The following is a 19114-nucleotide window of genomic DNA, read 5'->3' as shown; positions in this document are numbered from 1 at the left end:
ATAAAAATGAATAACATTATAAAAAATATTAGTTGTCTATAATAACTAATCTATTTAAAAGAATTTCGTGATGTGCTTATCATTTATTTATTTTTATTCAATATTTTTAGACTATCTATACGCAATTAAATTTAATTATCGCTTTATATTCATCATTTGCTGTTTCTTTCATCATTTTTACAAATTTATTAATCTTTTATTAATAATCTTACATTCTGATAAAAACCATCTACAGCGTAAGCTGATTAACCATGATTTTTATAGACAAGTGATTTCCATTTAAAATTTACGGGTATTATTGAAACTTAAAAATTATTGATAAATTAAATTTTATATAAAAAATGTAATTTTTTTTATCAATGTAAATAATATTGCAAAAAAAACATATTATGCAAATTTAATAAATTAAGAATTTATTTTTATTTAACCAATAGTTTGTATTAAACAAAAAAATGGAGTATAAAACTCCATTCTTTTAATAATATTAATTAAACAGTAAAATCATCACCCAAATAAACTTGACGTACTGTTTCATTTGCCAATACTTCTTCAGGAGTGCCTTCTGCAATGACTGCTCCCTCACTCACAATATAAGCATGCTCACAAATTGCTAAAGTTTCACGAACGTTGTGATCTGTTATCAAAACACCAATACCGCGATCTTTCAACTGCCGAATAATATCTTTAATATCTCCAACAGAAATTGGATCTACCCCTGCAAAAGGCTCATCCAATAGCATAAACTTGGGATCTGCTGCCAAAGCTCTTGCGATCTCAGCACGGCGACGCTCACCGCCCGAAACACTCATACCTAATGAATCTTTGATGTGGGTAATTTTAAAGTCTTCCAACAATTCTTTTAGACGTTGTTGTCGCTGTTGTTTATTGAGATCTTTTCGAGTCTCAAGAATTGCCATAATATTATCAGCGATCGTGAGCTTTCTAAAAATAGAAGCTTCCTGTGGCAGATAACCAATTCCTTTACGTGCTCGTTGATGCATGGCTAAGTCGGAAATATCTTCATTATCTAAATGAATTTCGCCTTTATCCATACGAACCAAACCAACAACCATATAGAAGCTTGTTGTTTTACCAGCACCATTTGGACCAAGCAATCCGACTATTTGCCCGCTTTGCATACTAAAAGAAACATCTTTTACCACCCAGCGTTTACTATAAACTTTGGCTAAGTGTTTAATACACAGTGTTTGGCTTTGATTCGAAGCTGTCATTAATCACGTGCTCCAGGGAAAGACTTAGCACTGTTTGGTGGAATAATAATTTGCACACGTCCTTTAGATGAACCTGTTGTATTCGATGAACCCGAAGCTTCAACATCACCTTTGTTCATACTATATTTTAAAGTGCTGCTTCGAATACTTGCTCCATCTTGGTATAGATAAGCATTTCCAATCAGGTTGATAATACCAGTCTCAGCATTGTAAACAATTTTTTGTGCTTCACCGCGCGCCACGCCTTTTGCACTGTCTACCTGCTGCTGAAATTTTGCTGGTCCACCTGTCGCAGTAATAGTGCTAATTTGTTTACTTTTATTCAATTGAGCAACAATTGAAGACGCTTGTAGCTTCATTGTACCTTGTTCAATAATGACATTGCCGGTATAGGTTGTAACACCTGTCGCTTCACTATACGTTGCTTTATCAGCAACAAGTGAAATAGGCTGATTACGGTCTGATGGTAATGCAAATGCCGTTGCTGACAAGCTCAACATACTGATCGTACAGATCGCTTTTCTCAGGAAAGATTGTTTCAGTGAAAAGATCTTAATTAGGTACATACTTTCCTCGAATATTTGCAAATTCATATTGACCTTGGTTTAAATCAGCTTTTAAACCCTGACTAATAAATTCTGCATCAGGTGCATTGACAGTAACTTGGTGAGTCGTTTCGAACTGACGAGTTTTAGGATAGCCTGTTAATTCATCTGTTTGAAATTCCATCGTCCCACGTTCACCAAGTTTAGTTGCTTTAACCTGTCCAGATAAAACAACCTTCTCATTGTCATTAAATCCTCTTGCTTCTTTGGCAAAAAAAGTTGAATCAACTTGATTTTGATTAAACATTGAAGCATTGAGATTGCTGAGTTTAGACGTTTTTCTTTGTAAATCTTGTTCTAGATGATCAACTTGAGCACGAACATAAAGATTGCCCTTTTCATCGGTCTGGACCAACTGAATACCTTCAGCAGAATAGGTCATGCTTTGTGCTGAATTTCCATCCAGCTTTTTACCTTTCCCGCTGTAATAGTAATAGCCACCACTAATTGCCGCAATGACAACAGCGGTCACATATAGAACCTTAGTATCCATAAATTATATTCAACATTTGATCAATCTGAATTTAAGCTATTAATGCGGTATAGCTGTATATTTTTCAAGTAGTTCTTGGTAAGTGCCTTTAGCCATTAGCAACATATCGCAAACTTCCCGTACCGCCCCACGTCCACCCATTGCTTGTGTGACTAAATCTGCTCGACGGCGAACTTCAACATGACCATTAGGTACTGTAACTTTCATTCCAGCCAGTGCAAATGCTGAAAGATCAGGCCAGTCATCGCCCATGTATAAACAATCTTCAGGATCTAAATTAAGTTGTGCACATGCTTCTCTAAGCGCAACACCCTTATCTTCTCGGCCTTGGAAAATCAAATCGACACCGAGATCAGACATACGTTTTTCTACGATGTGACTTTTACGTCCAGTAATGATAATGACTTTAATCCCAGATTTTTGGACCAATTTCATGCCCAATCCATCACGAATATCAAATGATTTGATTTCGTCTCCAGAATTGGTCAAAGTCACAAAACCATCACTCAAAATTCCATCTACATCTAAAACCAATGCTTCAATATGACGCGCTTGTTCTAATAAAACATAAGAAGCCATTGATTAATTTACTCCAGCTTGAATCAAATCATGCATACTAATAACCCCAATCACTTTATGCATCTCATCGACAACCACAAATTGACTAATTTTCTTTTCATTCATTTTTTCCAAAGCTTCCACAGCTCGTGCTTCTTTAGAAATCGTTGATGGGTTTTTAATCATCACCTCAGACACAGCTAAATTCACATCAAAACCTTGTTGCTTATCAATTAAACGACGCAAGTCACCATCGGTAAAGATACCCAATAAGGTGTCATTTTCATCGACAATCGTGGTTAAACCCAAACGTTTATTAGAAATTTCATACAGTACTTTATTCATAGGTGTATTGGGTAATACTTTGGGTAAGTCATTGCCTGTGTGCATTAAATGTTTCACATGCAATAACAGACGCTTACCTAACGCTCCAGCGGGATGAGACATCGCAAAATCATCCGCAGTAAAACCACGTGCATCTAACAATGCCACTGCTAAAGCATCACCTAATGCCAATGTTGCAGTTGTACTCGATGTCGGTGCTAAGCCCAACGGACAAGCTTCTTTAATATTTCCCAATGTTAGCGCCACATCGGCATTTTGTGGCATCGGACCTTTATCATCACCACTGATGGTAATTAATGGAACTTCCAAATATTTAATGAGTGGCATCAGCATCATAATTTCATCACTCTTTCCAGAGTTTGAAATCGCAATCAGTACATCACCTTTAACCAACATGCCCAAATCACCATGACCAGCTTCGCCAGGATGCATAAAAAATGAAGGCGTTCCTGTAGAGGCAAAAGTTGCAGCCATTTTCCGTCCAATATGCCCTGATTTTCCCATCCCAGTAATCACTAGACGACCTTGGCATTGCAAAATAATTTCGCAGGCGCGGGTAAAACGCTCATCGATTTGGGTCGCTAAAATTTCTAAGGCATGCTCTTCAATGCGCAAGGTTTCAAGCGCAACTTTTTGAAAATCAACATGATTTGACTTATTTTCAGAATTCAAAATGGACTTACCTTAACTCTAGACGAGTTTTGAATATCAAACGGAATATTTTTGCTATTTTAGCATAGCAATACAATAGCCTGCTTTCCTAAATGTATAAATTTCATTTTCTTAGAAAATTAACGTATAAATCTTTATGAAATATGGAGCTTAGGTTAAGATAAATCACCCTTTTGTTGAAACATTTAGAAAACCTATGCAACCATTTGTTCTTTACAACTCTGAGCAACGTAAAAAAGTTGAATTTGTTCCCCGTAAAGAAGGACATATCGACATGTATGTGTGCGGTATGACAGTTTATGATTACTGTCATATTGGACATGCTCGAGTGATGGTTGCTTTTGACTACATCATTCGTTTTCTACGCAGCCAAGGCTGGAATGTAAAATATGTTCGAAATATCACCGATATTGACGACAAGATCATTGCACGTGCCAACGAGAATGGTGAAAGTATTACGGCATTAACAGACCGTTTTATTCAAGCGATGAATGAAGATGCAGAAAATCTGGGCTGTCTACATCCAGATGAAGCACCACGTGCTACCGATTATATTGATCAGATGCAAAATATGATTGGTCATTTAGTCAATAAAGGTGCTGCTTACCCTTCTGCAAATGGTGATGTGTATTTTGAAGTTGAGAAATTTGCCAAATACGGTCGCCTTTCTGGACGTAAACTGGATGATATGCAAGCTGGCGCTTCTGAGCGTGTCGATATAGACGTTGAGAAAAAACATCCATTCGATTTCGTGCTTTGGAAACATGCCAAAGAAAATGAACCTTCATGGGCTTCACCATGGGGCAATGGACGCCCTGGTTGGCATATTGAATGTTCAGCAATGTCGACCTGCTGCTTAGGCAATCATTTCGATATTCATGGTGGTGGTTCAGACCTTTTATTCCCACACCATGAAAATGAAATTGCACAATCAGAAGCTTCTACAGATGAACAATATGTGAATTACTGGATGCATGTTGGTTTTATCAATGTAGATGGTGAGAAAATGTCTAAATCATTAGGCAACTTCTTTACCATTCGTGATGTGATGGAGAAGTTCCACCCAGAAGTGATTCGCTATTTTATTGTCTCTTCACACTATCGCAGCCCAGTGAACTTTTCTGACTTTGCATTAAAAGAAGCAAAAACAACACTTTCTCGTTTCTATCATGCATTTAAGGCATATCAGCAAGTGTATGCTGATCTATCTACAGATGTACTTGATGAAACATTTGTGGAACGCTTTAATATCGCGATGCGGGATGATTTCAATACTTCAGAAGCAATTGCAGTATTGTTCGAAATCATTAAAGAACTGAATCGTGCAGTTAAAGAAGAAAATGCAGAGCAAGCAACGCTTTATTATTCGACTTTACGCCATTTGACTAATATTCTAGGTTTAGTTCAGTACAATGTTGATGAGTTTTTAAAGTCTGATATTGGGCAAGAAGCATTAGGCTTATCTGAAGCTGATATTACAGATTTTATCCAGCAACGTGTAGATGCCAAAAAAAATAAGGACTTTGCGCGTGCTGATGAAATTCGCCAGTCTTTACTTGCTCAAGGAGTGGTACTCGAAGATACTCGTCAAGGTACAATTTGGCGTCGCGCTGATTAATTCAATCATGTAGTATTTTCCAATAAAAAACCTGATTAAGATCAGGTTTTTTATTGGCTTTATGTTTTAAGCAGATTTCATCGTTCCTGTTTCTTCAAACTGCGCATGCCAAGACAAAGCCTCACGTAAAAGATGTGGTGTTTGCCCACCTAATACACATGCCCGTTCAAAATAATCCGTCAATTCATTCCGATAAGATGGATGTGCACAGCATTGTATAATTTTAAGCGCACGCTCCCGAGGAGCTAACCCTCTTAAATCAGCCAATCCTTGTTCTGTCACTAAAACATCAATATCGTGTTCTGCGTGATCACAATGACTGACCATAGGTACAACTGAAGAAATTGCACCATCTTTGGCAATCGACTTGCTCACAAAAATAGCCAAATGGGCATGGCGAGTAAAGTCCCCAGACCCCCCAATACCATTCATCATTTTGCTACCTCCCACATGTGTTGAATTTACATTTCCATAAATATCAAACTCTAATGCGGTATTGATTGCAATGATTCCCAAGCGCCGAATGATTTCAGGATGATTCGACAGCTCCTGTGGACGTAACACGATTTTATTTTTATAGCGTTCAAAATTTGTCATCACATGCTTAGCACATTCATCAGACAAAGTCATTGAACAACCTGAAGCAAACTTCATTTTGCCAGAGTCAATTAATTCAAATGTACAATCCTGCAAAACTTCTGAATACATTTCTAAATCATGAAAGTTTGAATGTGCAAAACCAGCAAAAACAGCATTTGCAATTGAACCAACGCCAGACTGTAATGGACCTAAGTTTTCAGGTAAACGCCCAAGTGCTACTTCATTTTCAAAGAAGTGTATCAAGTGCTGTGCGATAGCAAGTGTTTCATCGTCTGCTTGATCCATCTTAAATGAAGTATCTGGAATATCATTCAAAACAATGGCTGAGATTTTACTAGGATCGATATGAATACCAAAAGTTCCAATGCGATCACTCACTTGAGTAAGAGGAATTGGATCGCGATAAGGTCGCTTCTTTGGAAGATAAATATCATGCGCCCCTTCCAGTATCGGATGAATAGTTGTGTCAATTTCAACAATTACCTGATCTGCCATTTCAACAAAATTTGCTGCATTTCCACATGAACCTGTTGGAATGATTTGTCCATCTTCAGTAATCGCAGTGGCTGCAATAATCGCCACATTGGTTTTTGCTAAATTATGATGGCGAATATTATCTGCAACTTCAGATAGATGTTGATCAATATACATGACCTCGCCTGCATTAATTGCTTTACGTAAAATAGGATCAGCCTGATAAGGGTAACGGCGTGCCAAAGCATGCGCTTCAGTTAAGCGACCATCTATACGGTTACCTAAACTTGCACCAGTCGCCAAAGTAATTTTCAAAGGATGCAGTTGCGCATAATCTGCCAATGCTAAAGGGACTGCTTTTGCTTCACCTGCACCGCCAAAACCACTTACACCGACCACTGAACCATCTTTGATTAAATTCACAGCCTGTTCAGCAGACATTATTTTACTGTGCAGGCAATTTAAGCGTACACGTTCCAAACCGTTAATCATTTAAATAAATCTCAAAAATATGAAAATAAAGCATGAAAGCGCCCACCACCCCTGCGAACAGGGATGGAGTAGATTTTGAATTATTCGTTTATGAAAGGGATAGGATTAAATTAATTCAATGGCAATTGCTGTAGCTTCACCACCACCAATACATAATGCTGCAATACCTTTCTTACCACCAGTGCGTTTTAAAGCATGAATAAGCGTGACAATAATGCGTGAACCAGAAGAACCTAACGGATGCCCTAATGCACAAGCACCACCATGGATATTGACTTTATTTGCATCCAGTTGGAAAGCATCTATCGCCAACATGGCAACCATTGCAAAAGCTTCATTCACTTCCCATAAATCAACATCTTCAACATTCCAGCCTGTTTTCTTTAATACTTTTTCAATCGCACCGACTGGTGCAATCGTAAATTCAGAGGGGTGCTGAGAATGTGTCGCATATGCTGATATTTGTGCCAGTGGCTTTAAACCACGTTGTTTGGCTTCTTCACTTGAGGTAATCACCAATGCCGAAGCACCATCAGAAATTGAACTTGAATTCGCGGCGGTAATGGTACCGTCTTTCTTAAATGCTGGACGTAAAGTTGGAATTTTATCTGCTTTGGCATTCAATGGCTGCTCATCTTGCTCAACCACAACTTCGCCTTTGCGAGATGATACTGTAATAGGCACAATTTCAGCTTTAAAATAACCATTATTAATCGCTGTTACCGCTTTATTCAAAGAACCAATTGCATAAGCATCTTGCTGTTCACGTGTATAGCCCTTTTGATCTGCCATTTCTTGCGCAAGAATACCCATGGACAACCCTGTTTCAGCATCTTCCAAACCTTCCTGAAACATATGGTCAATGACCTTACCATGCCCCATTCGATAACCAGCACGTGCTTTTTCAAGCAAGTATGGTGCATTTGTCATAGACTCCATACCGCCCGCAACAACAATATTCGCCGAACCTGCCTTAATTGCATCAGCAGCTTGCATGACTGCTTTCATACCTGAGCCACAAATTTTATTGATCGTGGTTGCACCCGTTGAATCTGGCAATCCAGCTTGGCGCATGGCTTGACGTGCAGGACCCTGTTTTAGACCCGCAGGAAGCACGCAACCATAAATCACTTCATCAATATCTGTAGGCTGTAAACCTGCACGAACAATTGCTTCTTTAATGGCAACTGCGCCTAAATCCGGGGCTGTACAAGCTGATAAAGCACCTTGAAATCCCCCCATTGCTGTACGTACTGCTTCAACAATTACGATCATTTTTATCTCCCTGTCCATTGATTTTAGATCTTGTTTTAAACCACAAAGAAGTAAACAACCTTATGGTTTGCCATTGTCAATCACAATTTTTAAGCCTGTGCTGTAAAATAATCTTCAGGCAGTTGCATAATGAGATCAGCACCAGCTTGGATACGCTGTATTCTTGTCGCTAAGTCTGGAAGCACTTTAGCAACATAATACTGTGCTAAGACCAATTTGTTTTGATAAAAAGTCTCTGATTTACTTTGAGCCGCTTGAGCTATTCGTGCAAACATATAAGTAAAGCTCAACAAGCCAACCACATGTAAATAATCTACGGCAACTGCACTCGGAAAATCTGGACTCACTTTTGACTGCTCAATAATTATTTTCGTGATTTCGTCGACTTGAGCACAGACATCCAATGTGACCGCCTTAATTGATATTGCGTCCTGCATACTGTCGGCAAATTCACGTATTTCTGTCAGATAGTCTGCGATAAAGGCACCATTCGATTTAATTGTTTTTCGTCCAATTAGATCGAGTGCTTGAACACCATTGGTTCCTTCATAAATTTGGGAAATTCTCAAATCACGAATACATTGTTCCATTCCCCATTCACGAATATAACCATGCCCACCGAAGCACATTTGCGCTTCAAGTGCCGCTTCCAGTGCCTTATCGGTCAGATATGCTTTTGCAATAGGTGTTAGCAATGCCACACGCTCATTGGCTTTTGTTATGCAATCAATATCTGTTGAGAATTTGGTGATATCAAGTTGTTGTCCAACATACACAGCAAATGCACGTGATGCTTCATTATTGGCACGTGAGTTGAGCAACATACGGCGCACATCAGCATGAACCAGAATAGAGTCAGCAGGCTTATCTGGAGATTGTTGACCTGATGCAGATCGCCCCTGCAAACGGTCTGTGGCATATTGCGCTGCATTTTGATAAGCAAACTCTGACGCACCGATTCCCTGAATCCCCATAGAAAGGCGCTCATAATTCATCATAATAAACATGGCTGCTAAGCCTTCATTTTCTTTACCTACAAGATATCCTTGAGCAGCATCGAAATTCATGACACATGTTGCTGAGCCTTTAATTCCCATTTTATGTTCAATAGAACCTGCAGTAACCGTATTACGCTTACCCAATGAACCATCTTGATTGATAAGAAATTTCGGTACGATAAATAAAGAAATACCTCGGGAACCTGTTGGTGCATGCGGCGTTTTGGCTAATACAAGATGAATAATATTCTCACTGAGATCATGCTCTCCACTGGTAATGAATATTTTTGTTCCTGAAATATTGTATGAACCATCATTATTAGGTACTGCCTTTGTTTTGATAATCCCTAAATCAGTACCTGCATGGGGTTCAGTTAGACACATGGTCCCTGACCATTCCCCTGTATAAAATTTTGGTAAGTAAGTGGCTTTTTGTTCTTCTGATGCCGCTTGATCAATTGCCATCCCTGCACCCACAGTCAACAGTGGATACAACATAAATGAAGGATTGCAACTCCAAATCATCTCATCTGCAAGCACGGTCAGCATTTTAGGCATGCCTTGACCACCCCATGCTTCATTGGCACCTAAACCAATCCAACCGCCTTGGGCAAACTGTTGAAAAGCTTCTTTAAAACCACGTGGGGTTTTAACTTCACCTTGGTTAAATTCAGCACCGCCTTCTTCATCCGCACTACGATTTAAATCCAGAATGACATTTTTAGAAAATTTTGCCATTTCTTCTAATATTGCATTGGCAGTTGCCATGTCCAAATGCGCTAAATTCTCGTTCTCTTGCCAGAACGTTTCAGCCTTAAACACATCTTGAAGAATAAATTGCATATCTTTCAGTGGTGCATTATAAATTGGCATGATTGCTTTCCTTGTGACATGACTTTTCAGTTGCGACTAAAGCCGTGTATAAATCTTTTTGCATTAAAAAAACAAACACCTCATTCATCAACCTAGCTATTTTATATATAAAACATATATAAATTTACAAAGATTGATCAACATTAGAAGTTTGTTTTCTTTAAACACCCCTTAGCTAAAGCCTTATATAATTTATAAAAATAAATAAATCATAAGATTTTTAAGGCAAAAGTAAGTCAAAAAACAATAATCCAATTCTTAAAATAATGGAAACATATTTACATAATTTGACCTCATAGGTTCAATTTTATTGACTTTAAAAAAGAAAATTCTTTATCTTTTGCCAATTGATAAATCAATGATTTTTGACTTGGAATCTCAGGGTTCTTTTGAAATATTTTCTTGAAAATGACGACTATAGTTTTATTGAATAACTCAAATAGCTGATATACTCTGATTCTAGTTCTTCATCAGTGGTTTTGGATTAATAGAATGAGTTCAGTGCGCCAACAAAATTTTCTTCTCCGTAAAGAGAAAATTTTAGCAATGGCAGAAACCTTATTGCTTGATAATAATCAGGATATTACTTTAAGTGAGCTTGCCGCAGAACTTGATATTGCTAAAGGCACGATTTACAAGCACTTTAAAAGTAAAAATCAACTCTACCTTGAACTGATTATCTTAAATGAAAAAAGACTCTTAGATATTTCCAAAGCCTACCATCACGACATTAAAATTTATGTCTCTCAATATATGCTGTATAACATGCTGAATTCGAATCGTACGATTCTATTACATGTGATCGAAGAGCGCTTAACCAACAATGAACGCAAGCTCAAAGATTTATTTGAAGAACTTTATTCAATCCGTGAGCAACGAATTTTAGAAATTAAAGACCTCTTTGGTGCACATCTCAAATCATTAAACAGCATTATGTCGATCCGTGATTATCTGTCTTATATTTGGACAGTCACCTATGGCGCATCCCTACTGTTAAATTCAACCCATTATCAAAAGTCAATTGGCTCTCGTGAACGCTTGATTAAACTTTATGTCAATCAAGCCCTGATGACACCTGATAAATTAACTGATTCAGAAACCTCAAATGACTGATATTCATTGTTTTCTGATCAGATCCACTGTTTAGTTAAGACATTATGATTTGCTATATATCTAATTCGTTTTGAGGGCTGAGTAACTGACTAGGTAATGGCATGGAATTAACTTGACTAAAAATTTCATAACACATATGTCTGAGCCACTGATGGCTGGTTTTATGGTGACAGGACATATGCCAATACTGTTTAATCGAATAGGTCGGAAACGAGATAGGTGCAGGAAAAATCTGTAAATTTCCTCGAGACAACAAAACTTCGCTCAAATAATACGGAACGGTTGCAATCGAGTCAGTATCTTGTACCACCAAGCCTACACCGAGATAACTTGGAATGCGCATCAACACATTGCGTTTTAAATCCAAATTCAATAGCTCATTGGCAATGTGATAATGCCCCACCCCTGCATCAATATCGATGTGAGATTCACTCAAATACTGTTCAACAGTCATACTTTGCTGATTTAAACGTGGATGGTCTTTTGAAGCAATCACCACATAGAACTGTTCAAATAATTTTTGTTGATAGAAGCCATTTTCCAATTGCGGTAAAAAGCCAATGGCTAAATCAATTTCTCCATTTGCCATTTGATAGCTGGTTTCAGAAGTAATGGCACGAACATTTAATTTAACATGAGGTGCATGTTGTTTGAGGTATTGAGAAATCTTTGGAAGCAAAACCAAATGCGAAACATCCGTCATAGCAACAGTAAACTGTTGATGCGATGCTGTTTCGTCAAAGTTCACACTAAAGTTATTGATAATTTCAACTTTGCTCAGAGCCTCGCTCACCAGAGGATAAAGCTGTTTCGACAATTCTGTAGGCACCATTTCATTACCAATCCGTAAAAATAACGGATCGTTATAGTGAGCACGAATTTTGTTTAGAATATTGCTTACTGTAGGTTGGCTCATTGCTAAATGGTCCGCAGCAACAGACACACTTTTAAATTTGTAGATATAGTAAAAAATACTGAGCAACTTACAATCTAACTCAAACACGAAATTACAACTCTCACATTTTTTGTATTCGGTGCTATATCTTCTGCTTTTTTATAAAAATTTCCAATGTTTTAATGTACCGATTTTAAACAATCAGACCAGTGATGAAAAATCGGTACATTTTACTTATATTCATTTCTATTCTTTTACAAATAAATCAACCATTAATTCATCGTCTGAATCTGTATAACGATATTCAGAAAAATCTGAGATGCCTGATTCTCGAAGAATATCTTCATCAATCAACAATCGCCCAGTCAATGCACGTTGTTGGCTATTCAATATATGATAAGCAGCATCCGCCATGATATTTGGTTTACGTGCCTTACTGAACAACGTCTTACCACCTAAAGAAAACTCAATTGCAGCAGTTGCAATAATCGTTCTTGGCCAAAGTGAATTTACACTGATTCCATAGCTAGCAAACTCTTGATTCATCCCCAAAGTCAACATACTCATACCATATTTAGTAATGGTATATGGTGCATAACTAGCAAACCATTTCTCATCTAGATTCAAGGGCGGAGAAAGATTGAGGATATGCGGATTATCGCTATTTTTTAAATAAGGTAATGCTGCTTGGCTACATACCATCACCGCACGGGTATTGATTTGATACATCAAATCAAAACGATTTGGGTCAAGTAGTTCAACACCAGATAATTTAATTGCACCCGCATTATTGATTAAAATATCAATCCCACCAAATTGCGCGACGGCTTGTTGCATGGCTGCTGCCACAGCAATTTGATCTCTCACATCCAATTGAATTGCCAGCGCCTTCCCACCTGCTGCTTCGACCTCTTTCGCAACAGTAAAAATCGAACCGCCCAATTTTGGATGTTCTTCTGCAGATTTTGCAGCAATCACGATATTCGCGCCATCTTGAGCAGCTTTTAGTGCGATTTCACGCCCTATTCCACGACTTGCACCCGTGATAAAAAGTGTTTTTCCTTGAAGTGACATAACATCCTCTTTGTATTTGTTTTACGGTTAGATCTGTTGACACTTCATAGATGCTGGCGAGATTCGACATTTTTAACCGACACAAGGCTTTTCAAACTCAATCGTTCTAAATCAGCAAGAACCAAAGCTCGAGCAACAAAATATTCACGTCCCATGAGGTTATGATTAAAACTACCACAAACAATGCATGGTTGAGATGTCAACAAACTCTAATCTACTAAATTTTATTTTATTCTTATAGTATTAAAACTTCCAATTTATGTACTCACCAGTACATTAATTATTTTAATTTTATCTCGCCTCTAAAATAAAAGCTCGCATATGCAAGCTTTTGATATATTCCCATGAAAAATTTAAGCTGCCCCAACCTTCGGACTCGCGCCAATCTGCCATACAAAAGGTAAAGGCTCATGATTCACTTCCCAGTCTCCAATCACTTTTTCCTTATAAACTAAAGGATTATGTGAAGACACGACTCGTGCATTTCGCCAAAAGCGATCAAGCTGCTTAGATGTTGTACTGGCTGATGCACCCAATGCATTAAACAATTGACTGGTTAGCTCCAACACCAACGCAGAGATCACAACTTGACCTTGTGCCGACTCAAGCTCAGCATCATTATTCGCCTGAATATTTTTGATCTCAGACTCTCCAAAATGGCTAAGATACGCTTTTTGTAAAGCTTCTGCTGTTCGTAAGGTAATGGTTTCACTAGCATAAGCTTGTGCAGATGCTTTACCGATCACTTGTAAAATTTGCGGATCATTACGAACCAGATCTGCATTGCCATGACTAAAGATACGATCACGCTTTTGTACTTCATGAATAAATGTTGCAACAGCTGATTGAGCAATACCCGACAAGGTCGCCAAATGAATGACTTGATAAAATGCTGTTTGGTATTTAAATCGTTGTTCAAAAGGCAATATATGATCACGCTCAATTGCAACATCAGTTAAGCTTAACGTACCACTACCCGTCGTCTTTTGTCCAAAACCATCCCAATCGTCCAATACCTGCACACCTGAAGCATGGCGCGAAATAGCAGCAATCACATGTTGATCTGTTGTTTCATCATAGGCGAATAAGTCTACCCAATCGGCAAAAATAGTGCCTGTTGAATAATATTTTTTCCCATTGACCAACAGTTGATTATTTTTTTGTTTTACCCTAGTGATCACATCCCCAATTTTGACTTGACCAATTTCAGTCCAAGCATTCCCCACCAGATCACCTTGAACAAAACGTTTAAACCACAGCGTTTGATCAGCAACTTTATGCGCGTTTAAACGATCTTCGACAAAGGCAAAATGCCCCCGTAATGCCTGCACGATATTAGAATCTGCTTTGGCAAGTTCGATAAGTAACTGAAACAGTTGGGGTAAGGAGACACCATCGCCACCAAACTTCACAGGAACACGAAGTGCCCCAAAACCCGCTTGTTTTAACCAGTTGATTTGTTCATATGGCAATGAACGTTGCTGTTCACGCGCGAGAGTTCCTTCGGCAATTTTTTCGAAAATTGGACGATACTTTGCTGCAACTTTTTCATAATTGGCTGTGATTGATAAAGCATCATTAATATTGGTTTGAATATTTTGTTCACTCATGCTGGCTCTCCATTATCCTATTCTTATCACTCTTAGCTCCACGCATGGCGTGGCAAGTGGATGTTATTTAAATAATAATTACCAACCAAATTAAACTTCCAACGCACTGGGTCGTGTAAAGTATGGGTACGTGCGTTGCGCCAATGACGATCTAAATTCAACTCAGATAAAGTTGAACGAGTACCCGATAACTCAAATAATTTATTGGATGCCAAAATTGCAATTTCAGTAGTTAGCACTTTAGCCTCAGCGACCAACAATGTCGCTTCATTGGCATGCTCTTCTGAAGGTTGAGCAATTGCTAAATCAATTGCATCACCTGCCAAGTCTAAAACGGCTTCAGCTGCTCTTAATTTAATTTTTAATTCACCAATATTGGCGATGGTATAAGGATCATCGGATGCTTTTTCCAAACCAGAGTCTACCCAAGGACGGGAATGCAATTTGACATATTGAATGGTTTCTTCAATCGCACAACGTGCAATTCCTGCATCGACGGCAGCTTGAATAAACTGAGAAATTGCTCCAGCCACTGTTGGTTTTTCAAATGCTTTATAGATCGGCACAATATATTGGGCATCCACTTGTACTTGTTTCAATACCACTGTGCCACTTGCTGTGGTACGTTGTCCAAAACCGGACCAATCATTAATCACCTCTAGTCCAGCTGTGGTTCGAGGTGTTAAAGCTACGACCGGCAAACCTTCTTCATTGACCGCAACTACAGGGACCCAATGCGCCAATAATGCACCCGTGGCAAAAAATTTTTGCCCGTTGATTTCATAGCCTTGTGCTGTTTGATGAATTCTCGTTTCCAAATCAGCAACTGTTTTGCTACCTTTTTCTGAAAAGGCATTTCCTAAACGACGCCCTTTTAATATCTCTCCAAAGAAAAACTTTTGCTGTTCTGGACTTGCATCCAAACGTAAATGTTCAATGAATGCCCAATGGTTTTGTGCAATTTGCCCCAAGGATGGATCAACACTTGAAATCGTTTTGACCACTTCTGCTAAAGTCCGATATTTGACTTCTGCTCCACCAAAAGCTTTAGGAATATTGATTCCCCACAAACCACTTTGTGAATACTGTTGTATTTCAGCAAGAGGGAGACGGCGCTCATAATCACGTTGTGAAGCTTCTTTGGCAAACTCTTTCGCCAAAGCTTGAGCTACTTGAACAGCTTCTGCATCCGATTGAATCACATGCGCATCTTGGCTGAGCTCAAAAAAATGTAAAGGTACCGCCGTCTGCGAAGAAAATTTTTCTTGGTTTAAATCAGTCATTGTTGTCACTCTCTTAAAATAAGCATGACATTAAACTAGCATTATTCTTTTCAATCATTTATATCAATAAATGCATTCAATATTCAAAATAAAATCATATATTTATCATTAAAATTCATAATTAAGAAAATCAAAAAATAATGCCCACATGAAGTGGGCATAATATTGAATTTATCGTGTTGTATTTCTAAGAGATGCATCTCGCCTATTGTTTTATGAAGCAGAAACATTTAAATATCACAGAAGCTTCAATAAAACCCTAAACACTCGCTTTAATTAAGGCAATTTAGAAACTAAATAGTCAATTTTAAAAAGACCTCTAAAACCAAGCAGAAACAGTTAACTGGCTTGTGCAAATTTGTCTTTAATTCCTTTTCTGAATTGTGCACCGCGATGACTTTCTGCCAGATGTGCGCCCTGTCCGAATAATTTTTCTCTTAATGTTCCAGTCCGATATTCAGTTTGATAGACCCCACGTCGTTGTAATTCGGGGACAATATACTCCACCACATCGATAAAAGTTTGATGTGCCAAAATATAAGCCAGATTGAAACCATCTACGTCAGTTTCTTCAATCCAGTGTTGCAATTCATCAGCAACCGTTTGAGCTGAACCGACAATTACAGGACCATTTCCACCAACACTATTCCATTGTGCAATTTCTTCTATCGTCCATACACGATTAGGATCTGCATTAACATAAGCATCTAACATTGATTGAATAGCATTGGTTTCAATATATTCCACTTTATCTTTTGCTTGATATTGTGAGAAATCTACTCCAGACCAGCCTGAAACTAATGTTAGCGCCCCATCATAACTTCCATAACTTTGATATTCTTTAAATTTATCCTGTGCTTTTTGATCGGTTTCATCAGTCACAATAGACAATAATGTATAAATTTTAACAGCATAAGGGTCTCGCCCTTCCTCACGCAATTTCTGACGAATGCTCTGAACAATTTTCTTTGCAGCAATTTTTGAAGGTGGTGCAATAAAAATACATTCCGCATTTTGACTGGCAAATTTTTGTCCACGAGATGAAGCCCCTGCTTGGTACAATACAGGCGTACGCTGTGGTGATGGTTCACAAATATGAATACCAGGTACTTTAAAATATTTACCTTCATGCAAAATCGGATGAACTTTGGTATGGTCTGCAAATTGACCAGCTTGTTTATCTCTTAAAACTGCTCCTTCTTCCCATGAGCCCTCCCAAAGCTTATACAGTACTTCTAAATATTCATCTGCAACGTCATAACGGTCATCGTGATTGAGTTGTGTGCTTAACCCCAGATTTTTAGAGCCACTTTCTAGATAAGAAGTGACAATATTCCAACCTACTCTCCCCTTAGTCAAATGATCCAAAGTACTGATTCTTCTCGCAAAGGGATAAGGGTGCTCAAATGAAATAGAGGTGGTGACGCCGAAACCTAAATGCTGTGTCACTGCTGCCATTGCTGGAACAATTTGTAGCGGATCATTTACAGGAACCTGTACTGCTCCTGTTAAAGCATGCTCAGCACTTTGATGATATACATCATAAATTCCCAGCACATCTGCGATGAAAATCCCATCAAATAAGCCTTTTTCTAAAATCTTGGCAAGATCAGTCCAATATTCAATATCTTTGTATTCTGTAGAACGGTCTGATGGATGGCGCCATAAACCCGGAGATTGATGCGCAATACAATTCATCTCAAAGGCATTGAAGCTAATTTGCTTAGTCATTTCTATTCAACATCGGTATTCATATTATTTTTATCCTATGCCATTTATGTCTATTCTTTTATCTTAATATCTTCGATGATTATCATGAAATTTTTTATATTATTTTATGGCTTATTTATATTGTTTTCTCACATCTTTTCATATTGCTGTGTTTAAAACAAAAATATATAACTTTGAGGGTAATACTGCAATTTACTGAGTATAAATAATCAAGATGAAGTTTTGATTTTTTCAGCAAGTCTTCGACTGGCTTTAAAATCTTTATAGAAATATAAAAATAAACCACAAATTAATACGGCTGCGCCAACAAATACCGTTATTGTCAGTTTTTCATTATTCAACATTGCACCCAAAAACATGGCGATCATGGGTGTCATGACCGTTGTTAAGGATAAAGTCGTTGCTTTAATATTTTGAACCAATTTGAAGTAACAGAACATCGCCAACAATGATGCCATCAACACCGTATAAATTAGGGCAAATAAAGATTTAGTTTCTGGGATATGTGTTGGGGCATGTTGCCAGATAAAAGGAATAAGACAGCTTGCTGCTAAGGTTGAAACAAGAATTGAACCTGTTGCTTGTGCCATGGGTAGCACATCGGCATTGACCTTTTTGACCCAAAAAATTGACAAAGCATAAGTAAATACACTCATCAACATCAACCCGATACCGATAGGATGTACATGTTGACTTGCACTACCACTCATACAGATGATTGCCAAACCGCATACCGCGACCAGCATGCCTAACCATTGAATTCCAAGCAAGCGTTGACCAAAACCAAAGCGACCAATCAATCCCGCCATAATCGGTGCTAAACCAAACATTAACGCAATAATTCCTGAACTCAAATAACTGGTTGCTGCATAAGTAAAAATCTGCGAACCAATCAAACTGAATGATCCTGCAAGGTAACTATGCAAAGCAATTTTATTGAGCGGTAGTTTGACTTTGAGGATTAAAAGTAAAAGTAATGCAATCGGCAATGCGATAAAAAAACGCAATACCAACGCCCACATCATATGCAAATCAGCCACACTCCAAACAATCGCCAAAGGCGTGCTTGCCCAAATGAAGACCAATAAAATATAGGTCGTCACTAGGTTAGATTTGGAAGGCATAATTTGTCCTGTAAGTCATCAGTTCAATTCAATGGATTGTCGAGTTAGA

Annotated in this window: 16 protein-coding genes; 2 read left to right on the top strand and 14 right to left on the bottom strand. The window is 38.1% G+C overall.

What is annotated here, in order from left to right; all coding sequences use genetic code 11:
- Window positions 1–488 precede the first annotated feature (488 nt).
- The 5 genes from lptB to TOL5_RS08100 are packed head-to-tail and all read right to left on the bottom strand — an operon-like array spanning window position 489 to window position 3905.
- A complete protein-coding gene (gene lptB / locus TOL5_RS08120) occupies window positions 489–1232 on the bottom strand; it encodes an LPS export ABC transporter ATP-binding protein (RefSeq protein ID WP_004824561.1) in 744 nt (247 codons plus the stop codon).
- Window positions 1232–1798, bottom strand: coding sequence for a lipopolysaccharide transport periplasmic protein LptA (lptA, locus tag TOL5_RS08115; RefSeq protein WP_004824563.1), 567 nt, complete (start codon window positions 1796–1798; stop codon window positions 1232–1234). Before lptA ends, lptB begins: the two co-directional genes overlap by 1 nt.
- Window positions 1785–2330: an LPS export ABC transporter periplasmic protein LptC gene (gene lptC / locus TOL5_RS08110; protein WP_004824565.1), complete on the bottom strand. Its 546-nt coding sequence runs from the start codon at window positions 2328–2330 to the stop codon at window positions 1785–1787. The genes lptA and lptC overlap by 14 nt, the downstream gene beginning before the upstream one ends.
- Before the next feature lie 39 nt (window positions 2331–2369).
- On the bottom strand, window positions 2370–2909 hold the full coding sequence (locus tag TOL5_RS08105) for a KdsC family phosphatase (RefSeq protein WP_004824568.1): 540 nt from the start codon (window positions 2907–2909) through the stop codon (window positions 2370–2372).
- Between the two features lie 3 nt (window positions 2910–2912).
- The gene (locus TOL5_RS08100; RefSeq protein ID WP_005032317.1) at window positions 2913–3905 is read right to left on the bottom strand and encodes a KpsF/GutQ family sugar-phosphate isomerase; all 993 of its coding nucleotides are present in this window, start codon (window positions 3903–3905) and stop codon (window positions 2913–2915) included.
- Window positions 3906–4101: 196 nt separating this feature from the next.
- Between TOL5_RS08100 and cysS the strand changes: the two genes are divergently transcribed.
- The gene (gene cysS / locus TOL5_RS08095) at window positions 4102–5523 is read left to right on the top strand and encodes a cysteine--tRNA ligase (protein ID WP_004824572.1); all 1422 of its coding nucleotides are present in this window, start codon (window positions 4102–4104) and stop codon (window positions 5521–5523) included.
- A 66-nt stretch (window positions 5524–5589) separates the two neighbouring features.
- Here the strand turns inward: cysS and TOL5_RS08090 are convergent, their stop codons facing one another.
- The 3 genes from TOL5_RS08090 to TOL5_RS08080 form a co-directional block, all read right to left on the bottom strand.
- Window positions 5590–7089, bottom strand: coding sequence for a succinate CoA transferase (locus tag TOL5_RS08090; protein WP_121774217.1), 1500 nt, complete (start codon window positions 7087–7089; stop codon window positions 5590–5592).
- Between the two features lie 105 nt (window positions 7090–7194).
- On the bottom strand, window positions 7195–8370 hold the full coding sequence (locus TOL5_RS08085) for a thiolase family protein (RefSeq protein WP_171428637.1): 1176 nt from the start codon (window positions 8368–8370) through the stop codon (window positions 7195–7197).
- A gap of 83 nt (window positions 8371–8453) precedes the next feature.
- The gene (locus TOL5_RS08080; RefSeq protein ID WP_121774219.1) at window positions 8454–10235 is read right to left on the bottom strand and encodes an acyl-CoA dehydrogenase C-terminal domain-containing protein; all 1782 of its coding nucleotides are present in this window, start codon (window positions 10233–10235) and stop codon (window positions 8454–8456) included.
- A gap of 492 nt (window positions 10236–10727) precedes the next feature.
- Here TOL5_RS08080 and TOL5_RS08075 point away from each other — a divergent pair, with 492 nt between their 5' ends.
- Complete coding sequence (locus TOL5_RS08075) at window positions 10728–11348, top strand: TetR/AcrR family transcriptional regulator (RefSeq protein ID WP_004824579.1); 621 nt, start codon at window positions 10728–10730, stop codon at window positions 11346–11348.
- Window positions 11349–11400: 52 nt separating this feature from the next.
- Here the strand turns inward: TOL5_RS08075 and TOL5_RS08070 are convergent, their stop codons facing one another.
- From TOL5_RS08070 to TOL5_RS08045, 6 genes are all read right to left on the bottom strand, one after another.
- Window positions 11401–12351 carry a LysR substrate-binding domain-containing protein gene (locus tag TOL5_RS08070; RefSeq protein ID WP_005032325.1) on the bottom strand — a complete coding sequence of 317 codons (951 nt, stop codon included), beginning with the start codon at window positions 12349–12351 and terminating at the stop codon, window positions 11401–11403.
- A 138-nt stretch (window positions 12352–12489) separates the two neighbouring features.
- Window positions 12490–13317: an SDR family oxidoreductase gene (locus TOL5_RS08065; protein ID WP_121774646.1), complete on the bottom strand. Its 828-nt coding sequence runs from the start codon at window positions 13315–13317 to the stop codon at window positions 12490–12492.
- A 353-nt stretch (window positions 13318–13670) separates the two neighbouring features.
- The gene (locus TOL5_RS08060) at window positions 13671–14927 is read right to left on the bottom strand and encodes an acyl-CoA dehydrogenase family protein (RefSeq protein WP_121774647.1); all 1257 of its coding nucleotides are present in this window, start codon (window positions 14925–14927) and stop codon (window positions 13671–13673) included.
- A gap of 32 nt (window positions 14928–14959) precedes the next feature.
- Window positions 14960–16210: an SfnB family sulfur acquisition oxidoreductase gene (locus TOL5_RS08055; RefSeq protein ID WP_121774648.1), complete on the bottom strand. Its 1251-nt coding sequence runs from the start codon at window positions 16208–16210 to the stop codon at window positions 14960–14962.
- A 339-nt stretch (window positions 16211–16549) separates the two neighbouring features.
- Window positions 16550–17941 carry an LLM class flavin-dependent oxidoreductase gene (locus tag TOL5_RS08050; RefSeq protein WP_009584506.1) on the bottom strand — a complete coding sequence of 464 codons (1392 nt, stop codon included), beginning with the start codon at window positions 17939–17941 and terminating at the stop codon, window positions 16550–16552.
- A gap of 209 nt (window positions 17942–18150) precedes the next feature.
- Window positions 18151–19065 (bottom strand): DMT family transporter, encoded by a 915-nt coding sequence (locus tag TOL5_RS08045; RefSeq protein ID WP_005032330.1) that lies wholly within the window; start codon window positions 19063–19065, stop codon window positions 18151–18153.
- Between the last annotated feature and the right edge of the window lie 49 nt (window positions 19066–19114).

It is taken from the genome of Acinetobacter sp. Tol 5, from assembly GCF_019702905.1.
Taxonomy (GTDB): Bacteria; Pseudomonadota; Gammaproteobacteria; order Pseudomonadales; family Moraxellaceae; genus Acinetobacter; species Acinetobacter bereziniae.
Note: the sequence above shows the minus strand (reverse complement) of the source record. Positions and strands in the feature narration are given on the sequence as shown.